We start from the raw sequence: 14,868 nt of genomic DNA, 5'->3' as shown, positions 1-14,868 counted from the left end.
GCTCTATGGGTGAACTGACGCGCCAGCCTGCGCGGGAAATCAAAAGCGCGCTGATCGACAGCGTGCTGGCCGGTCTTTGCGCATTAATTGTCTTTGGCCCGATCGTCGGTGTGGTGCTCAAAGGGTATGGCTTTACCCTCGCGCCCGCGCGGGTGGCGATCCTGGTGGCGGTGGTGATGGCCGGCAGGCTGGCGCTCAGCCTGCTGCTGCAGAGCCACAGGGGAAAAGCCTTTATTGCCCGCTTTGAGGGGGCGGATGACGGGGTGTACGTCCGGCCGCCGGGCTACCGCTCGCGGCTGCGCTGGATAATGCCGATGCTGGTGGGCCTGGCCATTGTCTTTCCGTTTCTCGCCACAAAATATCTGCTGACCGTGGCCATCCTTGGGCTGATCTACGTTCTGCTTGGCCTGGGGTTAAATATTGTGGTGGGCCTCGCGGGGCTGCTCGATCTGGGCTATGTGGCGTTTTACGCCATCGGCGCCTACGGCCTGGCGCTGGGCTACCAGTACCTCGGGCTCGGCTTCTGGGCGATGCTGCCGCTGGGGGCGGTGATGGCGGCCCTCGCCGGGGCATTGCTCGGCTTTCCGGTGTTGCGCATGCATGGCGACTACCTGGCTATCGTCACCCTCGGCTTTGGCGAAATTATCCGCCTGGTGCTCAACAACTGGGTGAGCTTTACCGGCGGCCCTAACGGCGTACCGGTGCCGTCCCCTACGCTGTTTGGCCTCGAATTTACCCGTCGGGCTAAGGATGGCGGCATCCCCGTCCATGAGTTCTTCCACGTCAGTTACAACCCCAACCTGAAATTCATCTTTCTCTACGCCGTGCTGTGCCTGGTGGTGATGCTGGTGCTGCTGGTGAAGCATCGCCTGACGCGGATGCCCATCGGCCGCGCCTGGGAGGCGCTGCGCGAGGATGAGATCGCCTGTCGGGCGATGGGGCTCAACCACGTGCTGGTCAAGCTCTCGGCGTTTATGCTCGGCGCGTCGACCGCCGGCATCGCCGGGGTGTTCTTCGCCAGCTATCAGGGATTTGTTAACCCGACGTCGTTCACCTTTTTTGAGTCGGCGCTGATCCTGGCGATTGTGGTGCTGGGAGGAATGGGCTCCACCCTGGGGGTGGTGCTGGCGGCGTTTGTCCTGACGGTCACCCCGGAGCTGCTGCGCGGGTTTGACGAATATCGCGTGCTGCTGTTTGGCGTACTGATGGTGATGATGATGATCTGGCGGCCGCGCGGCCTGGTGCGCACCAGCCGCAGCGGGGTAGCATGGCGAAAAGGAGTCGCGCCATGACCGACAGCATCTTACGCGTTGAGCATCTGATGATGCATTTCGGCGGCATCAAAGCGCTGAATGACGTCAATCTGGAGGTGGAGCGGGGGTCGATCACCGCCCTGATCGGCCCCAACGGCGCGGGCAAAACCACGGTATTTAACTGCCTGACCGGCTTTTATCGGGCGACGGGGGGGAGCATCGTGCTGCGGGCGCGGGAAAAGGTCACCGATGTCATTCAGGTGCTGGGGCAAAAGCTTCACCCGGACGATTTTCTCCACCCGGCGCAGCTGGGGCGGCGGATCTATTACAAGATGTTCGGCGGCACCCATCTGGTGAACCGCGCCGGCCTGGCGCGTACCTTCCAGAATATTCGCCTGTTCCGCGAGATGTCGGTGATTGAGAACCTGCTGGTGGCCCAGCATACCCAGGTTAACCGCCATCTGCTGGCCGGGATCCTCAATACCCGCGGCTATCGGCAGGCGGAGAGTCAGGCGCTGGATCGCGCTTTTTACTGGCTGGAGGTGGTGGATATGGTGGACTGCGCCAACCGTCTGGCGGGAACGCTTTCCTACGGACAGCAGCGGCGGTTGGAGATCGCCCGCGCCATGTGCACCCGCCCGGAGATGATCTGTCTGGACGAGCCGGCGGCCGGACTCAACCCGGTGGAAACCCAGGCGCTGAGCCGGATTATCCGCTTTCTGCGCCAGCAGCACGGCATCACGGTGCTACTGATCGAACATGATATGGGGATGGTGATGGAGATTTCGGATCATATCATCGTCCTCGACCACGGGGATGTCATCGCCCGCGGCGCGCCGCAGGCGATCCAGGCCAACGCCAGCGTGATTGCCGCCTATCTTGGCGCTGAGGAAGAGGAGACCCGCCGATGAGCCAGCCACTGCTTGCCTTTGATGAGGTGGATGTCTTCTACGGGCCGATCCACGCCCTGAAGCAGGTCTCCCTCACCGTCAACGAGGGGGAGACGGTGGCGCTGATCGGCGCCAACGGCGCCGGTAAATCAACGCTGCTGATGTCGGTCTTCGGCCAGCCGCGCATTGCCGGCGGGGAGATTTTCTATCGCGGGGAGGCGATCAGCCGGAAATCGACTCACTTTATCGCCAGCAACGGCATTGCCCAGGCCCCGGAAGGGCGGCGCATTTTTCCCGATATGACCGTCGAGGAGAATCTGCTGATGGGGACCATTGCCATCGGCAACCGCTATCAGGCCGAGGACAAGGCCCGGATGTACCAGCTGTTCCCCCGGCTGGAAGAGCGGCGGGGACAACGGGCGATGACCCTCTCCGGCGGCGAGCAGCAGATGCTGGCCATCGCCAGGGCGCTGATGAGCCGGCCGCGCCTGCTGCTGCTGGATGAGCCGAGCCTGGGTCTGGCGCCGCTGGTGGTGAAGCAGATATTTCAGATCCTGCTCGAGCTGACGGCCCAGGGAATGACGCTGTTTCTGGTGGAGCAGAACGCCCGCCATGCCCTCAACCTGTCGGACCGCGCCTATGTGATGGTGAACGGTCAAATCCGCCTGAGCGGTAGCGGCCAGGCGCTGCTCAACGACCCGGAGGTGCGTAAGGCGTATCTGGGGATCAGCGGCTGAGAGAGTTAATCCTGCGCTTCGTTACGGGTTTTAATGTGCTGCCAGAAACGTTCGGCGGCCTGGTTAAGCCGCGAGCCGGAGCGGTAGAGCCAGGCGCCGATCGGCAGCGACAGGCTCTCATCGAGGATCGTCAGTCGGCCTTCGTCCAGCTCGCGCTGAATAGAGTACTGCGGCAGCCAGCCCACGCCGTCGCCATTGAGGATCATGCGCTTGAGCAGCTCGCTCATGGAAGAGACAAAGGTGAGGGAGAAGGTGATCTCCGGCGTGCGGTCGATCACCTGGTTCACCTGGCGCCCCATATAGCTGTCGTTGGCGTATTTCATCAGCGGCAGCACGCCGCGATGTAAATGAAACAGCGGCCGGCCATGTTCGTCGCAGGGGGAGACCAGGTGTAGGTAAGAATCAAAAATTTTATGATTAATAAACGGATAGTTCATTAATTCTTCATTATAGAAGGAGAGGATAAAATCGCTTTTACCTTCTTTCAGGTTAAATACGGCGTCGTTGACGTTAATCGATTCAACATGAAAAGTCTTATTTTTACGGTCGGTGTAACCGGCGATAATTTCCGGCAGCAATAACACCGACAGCGAAGGGGCGGCGTCGATTCTTATTTTTTGCGTGGTGTTATTTAAACCTTTAATACGGCTGATCTGAAAATCCATATCGTCGAGCATATTTCGCGCATAGCCGACAAAAATTTTCCCGCGGTTGGTCAACTGCAGGGGGTTGGCGCTGCGGTCGAAGATGCTGAATCCGAGGGAAGCCTCCAGCGACTGGATGCGTCGGCTGAACGAGGACTGGGAAATATTGCGGGCTTTGGCCGCCAGGGTAAAGCTGCGTGACTCCTCGAGAGCAATCACATCATACAGCCATTTAACTTCCAGATTTGCCAACACCGATCCAGTCCTCAAAAACGCAATAAAGGCTATGCAATTTTAGCATAGCGCATAGAAACTATGCAATTAACATAATTATCGACAGGTGTTAACATTTTTTGGAAAGTTGAGATTTATGAATGCGTATCGGCGACCCTACATGAGCACGATATACATGAGCACGATATGAAATCGCGACTCACGGTTATTTATTGCTTTATTTCATTGCCCCGGAATTATCTTATTCAATAGCGGGCGACGAAGACGAAAGCAATGAATAACCCAGGCCTCTTACCTTAAATAGTTTGTCAGGAGTTCCATGTCACAACAAATTGAATCAGTAAAAATGGCTCTGCAGGAGCTGGGGATTAATGCAAGCGGCGAATTGTTTTACAACCCTGATTACGATTTGCTTATTGCACATGAAACCTCCCCTGAGCTGACCGGCGCGGCCCGCGGCGTGATGACCGACTCTGGCGCTGTGGCAGTGGATACCGGTATCTTCACCGGCCGCTCGCCGCGCGATAAATATATCGTCAGAGACGAGCAGACTCGCGACACCGTATGGTGGGCTGACTCCGGCCTCGGCCGCAATGACAATAAGCCATTATCGCCAGACGTGTGGCGCAGCCTGAAAAGCCTGGTCGCAGGCCAGCTGAGCGGCAAAAAACTGTACATCATCGACGCCTGGTGCGGCGCCAGCCCGGACACCCGCCTTGGCGTGCGCTTCGTTACCGAGGTGGCGTGGCAGGCCCACTTTGTCAAAAACATGTTTATCGTGCCGAGCGCCGACGAGCTGGCCAGCTTTACGCCAGACTTCGTGGTGCTCAACGGCGCCGGCTGCACCAATGCCAACTGGCAGGCGCAGGGCATGAACTCCGAGAACTTCGTCGCCTTTAACCTGAGCGAGCGTATTCAGCTCATCGGCGGCACCTGGTACGGCGGCGAAATGAAAAAAGGGCTGTTCTCGGTCATGAACTACCTGCTGCCGCAGAAAGGCATCGCGTCGATGCACTGCTCGGCCAACCGTGGCGAAGCAGGGGACGTCGCGCTGTTCTTCGGCCTCTCCGGTACCGGCAAAACCACGCTGTCCACCGACCCGCATCGTCAGCTGATTGGCGATGACGAGCACGGCTGGGACGATGACGGGGTATTTAACTTCGAAGGCGGCTGCTACGCCAAGACCATTAATCTCGACCCGCAGGCGGAGCCGGAGATTTATGGCGCCATCCGCCGCAATGCGCTGCTGGAAAACGTGGTGGTGCGCGCCGACGGCAGCGTGGATTATGCCGACGGCAGCAAAACCGAGAATACCCGCGTCTCCTATCCGCTGTCGCATATCGACAATATCGTCAAGCCGGTGTCCCGCGCAGGCCATCCGTCGAAGGTCATTTTCCTTGCCGCTGACGCGTTTGGCGTCCTGCCGCCGGTCTCCCGTCTGACCACCGAGCAGATGCAGTACCATTTCCTGTCGGGCTTCACCTCGAAGCTGGCGGGCACCGAGCGTGGCATTACCCAGCCGACGCCGACCTTCTCCGCCTGCTACGGCGCGGCGTTCCTGCTGCTTCACCCGACCCAGTACGCCAGTGTCCTGGCGGCGAAGATGGCGGAATCCGGTGCGGAAGCCTGGCTGGTCAACACCGGCTGGAACGGCGAGGGCAAACGCCTGTCGCTGCGCGATACCCGCAGCATCATTAGCGCAATCCTCAACGGTACCACCGGCCCGCTGCGCGATGAGGCAATCCCGGTATTCAATCTTGCGATCCCGCAGAGCATTCCGGGAGTCGACAGCGCGGTGCTGGATCCGCGTAATGGCTGGAGCTCAGCGGATAAGTGGCAGGAGAAGGCGGAGAGTCTGGCTCAGCTGTTTATGGATAACTTTAAGCAGTACAGCGATACCGAAGCGGGCGCGCGTCTGGCGCTGGCCGGTCCGCAGCTGCAGAATAGCGCGGTCGAAGCCTGATCCGCGGCCAGCAGGTCGACGCCTGGCGCCGACCTGTTGGCGAGCCGCTTTACTCCGCAAAGGCCCGCAGCGCATCGCCCGTGAGGCGATAACGCACCCACTCATCCTGCGGCTGCGCGCCAATGCTCAGATAGAAATCAATCGCCGGCTGGTTCCAGTCGAGCACGCTCCACTCCAGACGCCCGCACTGACGCTGTACAGCATATTGCGCGATGGTTTTCAGTAGCGCTTTTCCGGCGCCGATCCCGCGATAGTCGGGGGTCACGTACAGATCTTCCATATAGATGCCATTGCGGCCAAGCCAGGTGGAGTAGCTGGTGAAGAACACGGCGTAGCCCACCGCTTTGCCCGCCACTTCGCAGATCAGCGCCTCAGTTTTGCTGCTGCTGGCAAACAGCGTCTCTTTGATCTCCTCTGCCGTCGTCACCACCTCTTCGGGGGCTTTCTCGTAGACCGCGAGTTCATAAATCATGTCGTAAATGGCGGTGGCGTCGTCCGGGGTGGCCTGGCGGATCGTGATGCTCATGGGTCGTCCTGTCTGAATGGTATCAAGGAAAGCAACATTGCTGACCCAGAGCATAAGCGGTATTGTGAAAAGAATTAAGTGCAATGAAATCAGCAAATGATGAATATTATGCATCCAGTCCTGCGCCGGATTGACCTCAACCTGCTGCCGGTCTTTGACGCGGTCTATCGCTCCCGCTCGGTGCGCCTGGCGGCGGAAGAGCTGGCGATGAGCACCTCGGCGCTGAGCCATGCGCTCTCCCGGCTGCGCAGCGCCCTCAACGACCCGCTGTTCTATCGCGAAGGCCACCGGATGTGTCCCAGCGTCTATGCCAGCCAGCTGGCGCCCTCTATCGCTTCGGCGCTGAAATTTCTCAATCAGGAGCTGACGCCGCCGGCGGCGTTTGTGCCGAGCGCCAGCACCGACTGCATGCAGATTGCGATCACCGATTTCACCGCATTCTGCGTCTTTCCGACGCTGATGCACCGCCTGCAGCGGGAGGCGCCCGGGCTGCGGTTTGAGCTTCGTTATCTGCCCCATAGCCCGGCGCTGACCGAGCTGCTGGCGGGCGAGGTCGACCTAGCTCTCGGGTTCAACACCCCTGACGAGCCAGCCCATCCCGATCTTGAGGAGATCAACTGGCTGCGGGACGAATATGTGGTCATCAGTCAGGCTGACCGCACGGCGCTGACCCTGGACGCCTATCTTGCGGCCCGTCATCTGGTGGTAACCCCGTGGAATGAGCGGCAGGGGGTGCTGGACTGCGAGCTGGAGCGGCAGGGCTATTCGCGGCAGGTGGCGGTGAAAACGCCCTCGATGCTGAGCGCCCCCTTTATTATTGAGCAGAGCGATCTGCTGATGGCGCTGCCCCGGCGGGCGGCGGAGACGATGGCCCGCGCCGCCCGGCTGACCATTTTCCCGCTGCCGTTTCCGGTTCCCCCGTTTGACGTCAAGATTTACGCCCATAAACGCAGTGGGAAACGCGAGGCCACCCGCTGGCTGATCTCCCTGTTGCAGACGCTGGGGAACGTCGCCGCGGCGCCGGCGCCCTGAGGCCACATCCAGGTTATTAACCTATCGCCGCTGCGCATCGCGTTAACCGTCCCGGACCGGGCATGTCTTATACCGTCGGGGGCGCAACCGCGTACCCTGGCCTCGGTCACAAAACGGAAAACTCACATTTTCATCTCCACCACCGATGCTGAGGGTACAGAAGGTGTTAAATGATTGTATATAAAAGTAATGTTAATTAGCTAAATGTTATTTATGCGTAAATTGCATCAATGGATGCGTTTATTACGCTTATTTCATACCGGGTTCTGTTTCAGTCTTCAGCAACAGGCGCGCGACAACGCGTGGATAACAAACTGGAGACCTGCATGCATTCGACAACCTCACTGATGAGCACCCGTGACCGGCTCGGCGCCATTTTGCGCGTCACGTCCGGTAACTTTCTCGAACAGTTCGACTTTTTCCTGTTCGGGTTTTATGCCACCTACATCGCACATACCTTTTTTCCGGCGAGCAGTGAATTCGCCTCGCTGATGATGACCTTTGCGGTCTTTGGCGCCGGCTTTCTGATGCGGCCCATCGGCGCCATCGTGCTTGGCGCCTATATCGACAAGGTTGGGCGGCGCAAAGGGCTGATTGTGACCCTGTCGATCATGGCCACCGGCACCTTCCTGATCGTGCTGATCCCCTCTTACCAGACCATTGGCCTGTGGGCGCCGTTGCTGGTGCTGATCGGCCGTCTGCTGCAGGGCTTCTCCGCCGGCGCTGAACTGGGCGGGGTATCCGTCTATCTGGCCGAGATCGCCACCCCGGGCCGCAAAGGGTTTTACACCAGCTGGCAGTCGGGCAGCCAGCAGGTCGCCATCATGGTGGCGGCCGCGATGGGCTTTGCCCTCAACGCCGTGCTGGAGCAGAGCGCCATCAGCGACTGGGGATGGCGTATTCCGTTCCTTTTCGGCTGCCTGATCGTGCCGTTCATTTTTGTGCTGCGCCGTAAGCTGGAGGAGACCCAGGAGTTTACTGCCCGCCGCCATCACCTGGCGATGCGGCAGGTGTTCGCCACCCTGCTGGCGAACTGGCAGGTGGTCATCGCGGGGATGATGATGGTGGCGATGACCACCACCGCGTTCTACCTGATCACCGTCTATGCGCCGACCTTTGGCAAAAAAGTGCTGATGCTCAGCGCCTCTGACAGCCTGCTGGTCACGCTGCTGGTGGCGATTTCCAACTTCTTCTGGCTGCCGGTGGGCGGGGCGCTGTCCGACCGCTTTGGCCGCCGGCCGGTGCTGATTGCCATGACGCTGCTGGCGCTGGCTACTGCCTGGCCTGCGCTGACCATGCTGGCGAACGCGCCGAGCTTTTTGATGATGCTGAGCGTGCTGCTGTGGCTGTCGTTTATCTACGGCATGTACAACGGGGCGATGATCCCGGCGCTGACCGAAATTATGCCCGCCGAAGTGCGCGTGGCAGGCTTCTCGCTGGCCTATAGCCTGGCGACCGCGGTGTTTGGCGGCTTCACGCCGGTGATCTCCACGGCGCTGATCGAATATACCGGTGATAAAGCCTCCCCTGGCTACTGGATGAGCTTTGCCGCCGTCTGCGGTCTGCTGGCCACCTGCTACCTCTATCGCCGCAGCGCCGTCGCGCTGCAGACGGCACGTTAATCAGGGAGAGGATGATGCGTAAAACGACAGGAACCCTGCTGGCCACGCTGCTGCTGGCCGCCACCGGCGGCAGCGCGCTGTCCGCTGAGGTCACCGTGATGATCTCCGGCGGCTTCAAAGCGGCGCTGGAAAAGCTGGCCCCGGCGTGGGAAAAACAAACTGGCAACCATCTCGTGGTGATCCCCGGCCCGTCAATGGGGAAAACGCCGCAGGCGATCCCTAACCGCCTGGCGCGGGGCGAACACGCGGACGTGGTGATTATGGTCGGCGACGCGCTGACCAGCCTCGAGAAAGCGGGCCGAACGCAGCCGGATTCGCGCCGGGAGCTGGCCGACTCGCCCATCGGCGTGGTGGTGAAAGCGGGAGCGCCGCTGCCGGCCATCCGCAGCGCAGACCAGCTGCGGGCGGCGCTGCTGGCTGCCCCGTCGGTCGCGTACTCCGACAGCGCCAGCGGACGCTATGTCAGCTCGACGCTGTTCCACCGCCTGGGCATTGATGAGGCGATGCAGAGCAAAGCGCAGATGGTGGAGCGTATTCCGGTGGCCTCGGAAGTGGCGAAGGGACGTTATGCGATCGGTTTTCAGCAGGTGAGCGAACTGCTGCCGGTGCCCGGCGTAACCTTCGTCGGCGAACTGCCGGATAACCTGCAGTACATCACCCGCTTTGCCGGGGCGGTGACCGTCAGCGCCGACCACCCGCAGGAAGGAAAGGCGCTGCTGACCTATCTGGCCTCACCGGCGGCGCAGGAGACCATCCACGCCACCGGTATGCGAAGCGTGGCCGCCGCTGCGCCGGTCAGCCAGAAGGATACTGTTCAATAATCAGCTTCTCCAGCTCTGCCGCTACGTAGGACTGAATACGGCCGCTGAGGCGGATCAGGCCTACCGTGCGGGTGACCACCGGGTCGGTGAGCGGCACGGCGCGGAGAACGGAATGCTCCCCAGCGGGCATTGACATCGCGGGCACGGCGGCAATGCCGATGCCCGCTTCCACCATCCCCAGCATCGTGGTGACGTGGCGGGTTTCGCAAATGCTTGGCCGCGCCGGCGTCAGATGCGCCAGCTCCCGGTCGAGCAGCGTCCGGTTGCCGGAGACCCGATCGAGGCCAATATAATCCTGTTCAAAATATGCCTGCCAGCTGAGGTGCGTCCTGCCTGCCAGCGGATGGTCATGCCGACAGGCGGCGACATAGCGGTCGTCGGCCAGCGGAGTGAATTCGATGCTGGCCGGCAGGTTTTTGGCAAAGCAGAGCCCAAAGTCAGCCTGTCCGCTGCTGACCGCCTCGATCACATTCCCGACGCTGCTGTCAATCAGCCGGATACGCACCTGGGGATAACGCGCCTGAAAGCTGCGGATGATGTCCGGCATGAAGTAGTAGGCGGCAGAGGGTACCGTCGCCACCGTCACCAGCCCGGTGCGCGCCTTGCTGACCTGGCTGATATCCGCCAGCACCGTCTCGACGTGGGCCAGCAGCTGCTCTGAACGTTCGGCAAAATTCTGTCCATACAGCGTAAGGGTCACGCGGCGGGTGGTGCGCTCGAACAGCCGGTTGCCCAAGGCGGTCTCCAGCTTTTCGATGCGCCGGCTGAGGGCCGACTGCGACAGGCAAATGGATTCTGCGGCCAGCCGAAAGCTGCCATACTCCATCAGGGCGCGAAAGGCATAGAGATCGTTGAAGTCAAAATTTACGGGCATGGCGGCGGCATCCTTATCGGCTGTCTGACGCCTCGCCCCGTCCGGTGAGGGGCGATGGCGACGAAAATCGGCTCGGCAGGTGACTGGGCGCGCGGCTGACCGCACGCCGGGTCGTCAAACCTTGAGCAGTTTTACCGTGGCATCGATATCGATTTCGTCTTCCGAGAAGATCAGGGTTGTCCCCTGAAAGGTGGTGATCGCCAGCTTTTTCACCGAGCGCATCTCTCCCGGCTGCACCGTGGATTTTGGCCGGATGCTGTTCATCAGCAGCCCGACCGACAGCACCGCGTTTTCTTTATCCACGCGGGTCTCGACCGGCTCTTCTTCCCGGTAAACCACATAGGACTTGATGGAGGTCAGCTTCAGCCGCTCGCCGGCGATATAGATATATTTGCTCTCCGGAATGACCTTGACCGCGTAGGCCGACAGCCCTTTATTGTTGGTGGTTGGTTCGAAAGTCACCGCCGCGTCTTTCTTGATGAGATCGGGATTGGCGACCTTAATCACATGAAAATACCGGTTTTCGCCGTTTTCATCTTTGATAAATCCAAAACCTTTATCTTTAAACCACGTTGTGATTGTTCCGTTCATCGCCATTACCGTTCTTACTCGTTGGTTAACTCAAATTTTGCAGCGCGCAGTGTAAAGCACATTGCCTGCGCAGACCATGCCTTTACGATAAGTGTGGGTGATAAATGACACCGCCGCGAGGGCGGATCGTGCGCCAGCGTCGTACCGGCGGACAAAATGGGGTACTATCGCCGGCCACTCCTTCTTCGGGCCGCCTGATGTCCACCATTATCGATACCTTTGTCGCGCCGCCGTGCCGCGACCAGATCACCCTCTTGTATCAGGATGAACACCTGCTGCTAATCAATAAACCGGCCGGGCTGCTGAGCCTGTCAGGCAAAGATCCGCGCAACCTCGACTCTGTCCATCATCGACTGGTCCAGCGCTTTCCGGGCTGTACCCTGGTACACCGCCTTGACTTCGGCACTTCCGGTCTGATGGTGGTCGCCCGCAACAAGGGGATTAACGCTGCGCTGTGCCAACAGTTCAGCCAGCGCACGGTGGGTAAGGTCTATACGGCGCTGCTGTGCGGCCATCTGCCGGAAGACGAGGGGGGCGTGGAGGCGGCGATCGCCAAAGACCCGGCCCGTTTCCCGCGCATGTCGATCAGTGTCCGGCACGGCAAACCGGCGCGTTCGCGCTACCGGGTCATTGACCGCCTGTACCAGACGCGGGAAGGGGAGAGGGCGCTGGCGCTGACGAGGGTGGCGCTTACCCCGGAGACCGGGCGCACCCATCAGCTGCGGATCCACTGTCAGCTGCTGGGCTATCCGATCCTTGGCTGCGATCTGTATGGCGGCCGGGAATTGCCGGGCACGGAACAGGCTCCGCGGCTGATGCTGCACGCCAGCGAGCTGCGCTTTGTCCATCCCGTCAGCCGCGAGCCGATGCATATCCAGCAGGCAAGCTCGTTCTGATCGCCTGCCGCCGGAAGCCCGCGATCACCACATCAGGTCGTCGGGCACCTTAAAGTCGGCGTACGGATCGTCTTCATCCTGTTCATCCTGACTCAGGGCGCTGTGCAACACGATGCTGCTGGCATCGCGCTGGGCAATTTTCTCTGCCACGACCGCCGGAATAATCGCATACTCCCCTTCAGGTTTGTTATCCACCGCCAGGCGGGCAATCGCCAGACGGCCGTTAATCAGCTGGGTTTGGGTGGTCTTGTCGACCATGATTTTTTTGATCAGATTATTATCGGTAAAGTTAAAGCCGATATCGCCCCGGGCGACCGTAATGCGGTTCATCTCAATCAGCTGCTTGACCTGGGCTTTATACTCTTTCGCCAGCACCGCCTGCTTTTGCTGCTCGCTGAGCAGTTTATCGCGCTCCAGCTGGGCTTTTTTATTCTCTTCCACCGCTTCCCGGGCCTCACGGGCCTGCACGCGGGATTTTTTCGCCGTTCTCTGGACTTTGGCCATTTTTTTGCTGCTGACCAGGCCGGCTTTGAGCATCTGCTCTTGTAAGGTAAGTTTTGTCATTTGCGTATCTGAAGCTTAGGAAACATCTGGCAAGTATACCTGCATTGGCGGAAACGACGCCAGACCCGCGGACGTGCTGGGCCGCTGTGGCTAGTAGCGCGAGACTGGCGGGGGATTACTCCCGGGGCTGGAGCTGATAAATCCAGGCGCTGACCTGCTGTCCATCGTCGGTGGTCACCTCAACCGACACCCGATCGTACCCCTCCTCAAACTCGTCCAGCATGGGCCAGTGCGCCGCCAGCCGGTCGGACAGGAACAGATAGCCGTTGACCCGCGGGCCGTTGGCGTCGAGGACGATCCCCGGAAAATCAGCGGCAGCGCCCCAGCCGCGCGCGTAAAAGGTGCCAGTGACGTAGCCCGGACGCCACTCGCCCCCGATCGTCTCCAGAATATGCGCATTGCTGCGACCGGGACAGAGCGTCCCATAGACAAATAACGGTTTCATTGTTCCTCTCGCGATCGTGACTTCATCCGCCCACAGCGGAAACCCAAAATACGGGGTAATGTAGCGCCTGGCAATGGCCGGGTGTTGATCCGCCACCTCAACCGCCAGCAGTACCTTGACGCTCGCTCCGCCCGCTAATCCTCGCGCTGACAGACATCATGATGACAACACATACAGACCTCCGCTATTAAACCGGTGGCGACCCGCGCACGCTGGCCGATTTTATTGCGCTGCGTGCAGAAATGAACAAGCTCAACCACCCGGCGCGGCCGAATATTAACTGGCCGTATGCCGAGCAGCTTGCCCGCGGAACACCTCACCGGCTGGGCGGAGGGCATGCGGCAGCTGCAACGGCTCGCCGGTCAGCTCAATGCCCTCGACGAGCAGAAGGGGAAGTACCTGACGGTGAGCGAACTGAAAACGGCGGTGTTTGCCATCATGCAGTCGCTTAACCGTGCCGTTCCGCTGGAGGAGCAGCTGCGCGAGCTGGCCGCGCTCCCCGCGGGTCAACCCTGGCCTGCCGCCCGCGGCAGCCTCGCCGAACTGCATCTGCAACAGCCGATCGTGGAGTATGCACTGCTGAAGCGAAATCAGCCGGCGTCGCCGCCCGCTGCGCTCCCCGAAACCGGTGAGCCCTCGATGAGTGAGGCGGTGAAATAAAATGTGCGCATGGCAACATTTTCTTTACATCATGATTGCAAGAACCGAACGCCCTTCGTAGTCTGAAAATGATTTAAATATACCGTTTGTGTTTATATTGAAAATTTTATTTCAAACTCTGAGGGCATGCTATGAAGCACTGTAAAATCATCCTGTTAGTAGGCCTTCTGGCCAGTTCCGCTTCGGCATTAGCGGAGAAGATCGGCGTCTCGATGGCTTACTTCGATCAAAACTTTCTCACCATTATCCGTCAGTCCATTGAGAAAGAAGCTCAAGCCCGTCACGTCGATGTGCAGTTCGAAGACGCCCGCGGCGACACCGGACGCCAGGCCGATCAGGTGCAGAGCTTCATCGCCTCCGGCGTGGACGCCATCATCGTGGACCCCGTGGACTCCGCCAGCACCCCGCAGCTGACGAAGATGGCGCAGCAGGCCAGAATGCCGCTGGTGTATGTGAACCGGACGCCGGGGGATAAAACGTTACCGCCTGGCGTGGTGTTTGTCGGATCGGACGAGCGGGAGTCCGGTACATTACAGATGGAAGCGCTGGCGAAGCTGGCAAACTACAAAGGCAACGTCGCCATCATGATCGGCAATCTCACCGATGCCGGCGCGCTGCAGCGCACCAAAGACGTAGAGCAGGTGGTGGCCAAATACCCGGCGATGAAAGTGGTGCAGAAACAGCCGGCCAACTATTCCCGCAGCGAGGGAATGGATCTGATGCAGAACTGGGCAGGTAACGGGGAAGAGATTGATATTGTGGCGGCGAACAACGATGAGATGGCGATTGGCGCGGCGATGGCGCTGGAGAAGAGCCAGAAGAAGTTGCTGATCGGCGGGATCGACGCCACGCCGGATGGGCTAAAAGCGTTGGCCAGCGATAAGATCCAGGTAACAGTCTTCCAGGATGCCGTTGGTCAGGGCAAAACGGCCTTAGCGGTGGCGCTGAAGCTGATTAAAGGAGAAAAAGTCGAGTCCCATGTCTGGATCCCGTTTGAGTTAGTGACCAAAGAAAATATGCAGACCTATGTGGAAAAGAGTCATTAACGGCAAGGCGGAAGTGTTCGAACTTTGCTGATAAAACCGGGCTGAGAATGTGTCGCCCGGGCAATGAAAC

The 14,868-nt window shown here is 59.9% G+C and carries 15 protein-coding genes and 1 pseudogene; 10 read left to right on the top strand and 6 right to left on the bottom strand.

Translation table 11 applies throughout. From position 1 onward, the window contains the following. The first annotated feature begins 5 nt into the window (after positions 1-5). Genes livM through CE636_RS05565 form a run of 3 tightly spaced genes read left to right on the top strand, consistent with a single transcriptional unit; the run spans position 6 to position 2,880 of the window. On the top strand, positions 6-1,292 hold the full coding sequence (gene livM / locus CE636_RS05575) for a high-affinity branched-chain amino acid ABC transporter permease LivM (protein ID WP_004203256.1): 1,287 nt from the start codon (positions 6-8) through the stop codon (positions 1,290-1,292). Continuing rightward, complete coding sequence (locus tag CE636_RS05570) at positions 1,289-2,164, top strand: ABC transporter ATP-binding protein (RefSeq protein WP_004203255.1); 876 nt, start codon at positions 1,289-1,291, stop codon at positions 2,162-2,164. The genes livM and CE636_RS05570 overlap by 4 nt, the downstream gene beginning before the upstream one ends. Further along, a complete protein-coding gene (locus CE636_RS05565; protein ID WP_017899861.1) occupies positions 2,161-2,880 on the top strand; it encodes an ABC transporter ATP-binding protein in 720 nt (239 codons plus the stop codon). Before CE636_RS05570 ends, CE636_RS05565 begins: the two co-directional genes overlap by 4 nt. A 5-nt stretch (positions 2,881-2,885) precedes the next feature. On the opposite strand, the gene CE636_RS05560 is transcribed toward CE636_RS05565, so the two are convergent. Continuing rightward, positions 2,886-3,779, bottom strand: a complete 894-nt coding sequence (locus tag CE636_RS05560; RefSeq protein ID WP_004203253.1) for a LysR substrate-binding domain-containing protein — start codon at positions 3,777-3,779, stop codon at positions 2,886-2,888. Positions 3,780-4,077: 298 nt separating this feature from the next. Between CE636_RS05560 and pckA the strand changes: the two genes are divergently transcribed. Beyond that, entirely contained in the window at positions 4,078-5,721 is a 1,644-nt protein-coding gene (gene pckA / locus CE636_RS05555) for a phosphoenolpyruvate carboxykinase (ATP) (protein ID WP_004203251.1), read from the top strand. 49 nt (positions 5,722-5,770) lie between these two features. On the opposite strand, the gene CE636_RS05550 is transcribed toward pckA, so the two are convergent. Then, positions 5,771-6,247 (bottom strand): GNAT family N-acetyltransferase, encoded by a 477-nt coding sequence (locus CE636_RS05550; RefSeq protein WP_017899860.1) that lies wholly within the window; start codon positions 6,245-6,247, stop codon positions 5,771-5,773. Between the two features lie 99 nt (positions 6,248-6,346). Between CE636_RS05550 and CE636_RS05545 the strand changes: the two genes are divergently transcribed. From CE636_RS05545 to CE636_RS05535, 3 genes are all read left to right on the top strand, one after another. Continuing rightward, positions 6,347-7,279 carry a LysR family transcriptional regulator gene (locus CE636_RS05545; RefSeq protein WP_025999206.1) on the top strand — a complete coding sequence of 311 codons (933 nt, stop codon included), beginning with the start codon at positions 6,347-6,349 and terminating at the stop codon, positions 7,277-7,279. 326 nt (positions 7,280-7,605) lie between these two features. Further along, the gene (locus CE636_RS05540; protein WP_023318579.1) at positions 7,606-8,901 is read left to right on the top strand and encodes an MFS transporter; all 1,296 of its coding nucleotides are present in this window, start codon (positions 7,606-7,608) and stop codon (positions 8,899-8,901) included. An 11-nt stretch (positions 8,902-8,912) separates the two neighbouring features. Continuing rightward, positions 8,913-9,722, top strand: coding sequence for a substrate-binding domain-containing protein (locus tag CE636_RS05535; protein ID WP_025999205.1), 810 nt, complete (start codon positions 8,913-8,915; stop codon positions 9,720-9,722). On the opposite strand, the gene CE636_RS05530 is transcribed toward CE636_RS05535, so the two are convergent. Together CE636_RS05530 and CE636_RS05525 are read right to left on the bottom strand one after the other, a co-directional pair. Beyond that, positions 9,697-10,596 carry a LysR family transcriptional regulator gene (locus tag CE636_RS05530; protein WP_017899856.1) on the bottom strand — a complete coding sequence of 300 codons (900 nt, stop codon included), beginning with the start codon at positions 10,594-10,596 and terminating at the stop codon, positions 9,697-9,699. The two genes, CE636_RS05535 and CE636_RS05530, sit on opposite strands and share 26 nt — an antisense overlap. Before the next feature lie 114 nt (positions 10,597-10,710). Continuing rightward, positions 10,711-11,193 (bottom strand): cold-shock protein, encoded by a 483-nt coding sequence (locus CE636_RS05525; protein ID WP_004203243.1) that lies wholly within the window; start codon positions 11,191-11,193, stop codon positions 10,711-10,713. A 191-nt stretch (positions 11,194-11,384) separates the two neighbouring features. Between CE636_RS05525 and CE636_RS05520 the strand changes: the two genes are divergently transcribed. Further along, entirely contained in the window at positions 11,385-12,083 is a 699-nt protein-coding gene (locus tag CE636_RS05520) for an RluA family pseudouridine synthase (protein WP_017899855.1), read from the top strand. A 24-nt stretch (positions 12,084-12,107) separates the two neighbouring features. On the opposite strand, the gene CE636_RS05515 is transcribed toward CE636_RS05520, so the two are convergent. Together CE636_RS05515 and CE636_RS05510 are read right to left on the bottom strand one after the other, a co-directional pair. Then, the gene (locus CE636_RS05515) at positions 12,108-12,647 is read right to left on the bottom strand and encodes a DUF2058 domain-containing protein (RefSeq protein ID WP_017899854.1); all 540 of its coding nucleotides are present in this window, start codon (positions 12,645-12,647) and stop codon (positions 12,108-12,110) included. Between the two features lie 115 nt (positions 12,648-12,762). Then, positions 12,763-13,092 carry a gamma-glutamylcyclotransferase family protein gene (locus tag CE636_RS05510; RefSeq protein WP_004203231.1) on the bottom strand — a complete coding sequence of 110 codons (330 nt, stop codon included), beginning with the start codon at positions 13,090-13,092 and terminating at the stop codon, positions 12,763-12,765. Positions 13,093-13,389: 297 nt separating this feature from the next. Between CE636_RS05510 and CE636_RS05505 the strand changes: the two are divergent. Continuing rightward, a pseudogene (locus tag CE636_RS05505) lies at positions 13,390-13,752 on the top strand (VasL domain-containing protein); the annotation flags it as partial. A 131-nt stretch (positions 13,753-13,883) separates the two neighbouring features. Continuing rightward, positions 13,884-14,798: a sugar ABC transporter substrate-binding protein gene (locus CE636_RS05500; RefSeq protein ID WP_017899852.1), complete on the top strand. Its 915-nt coding sequence runs from the start codon at positions 13,884-13,886 to the stop codon at positions 14,796-14,798. The last annotated feature ends 70 nt before the right edge of the window (positions 14,799-14,868 follow it).

It is taken from the genome of Klebsiella sp. LY (assembly GCF_004010915.1).
In the GTDB taxonomy this organism is placed as follows: domain Bacteria; phylum Pseudomonadota; class Gammaproteobacteria; order Enterobacterales; family Enterobacteriaceae; genus Klebsiella; species Klebsiella quasipneumoniae.
This window is presented reverse-complemented; position numbering and strand designations above follow the sequence as displayed.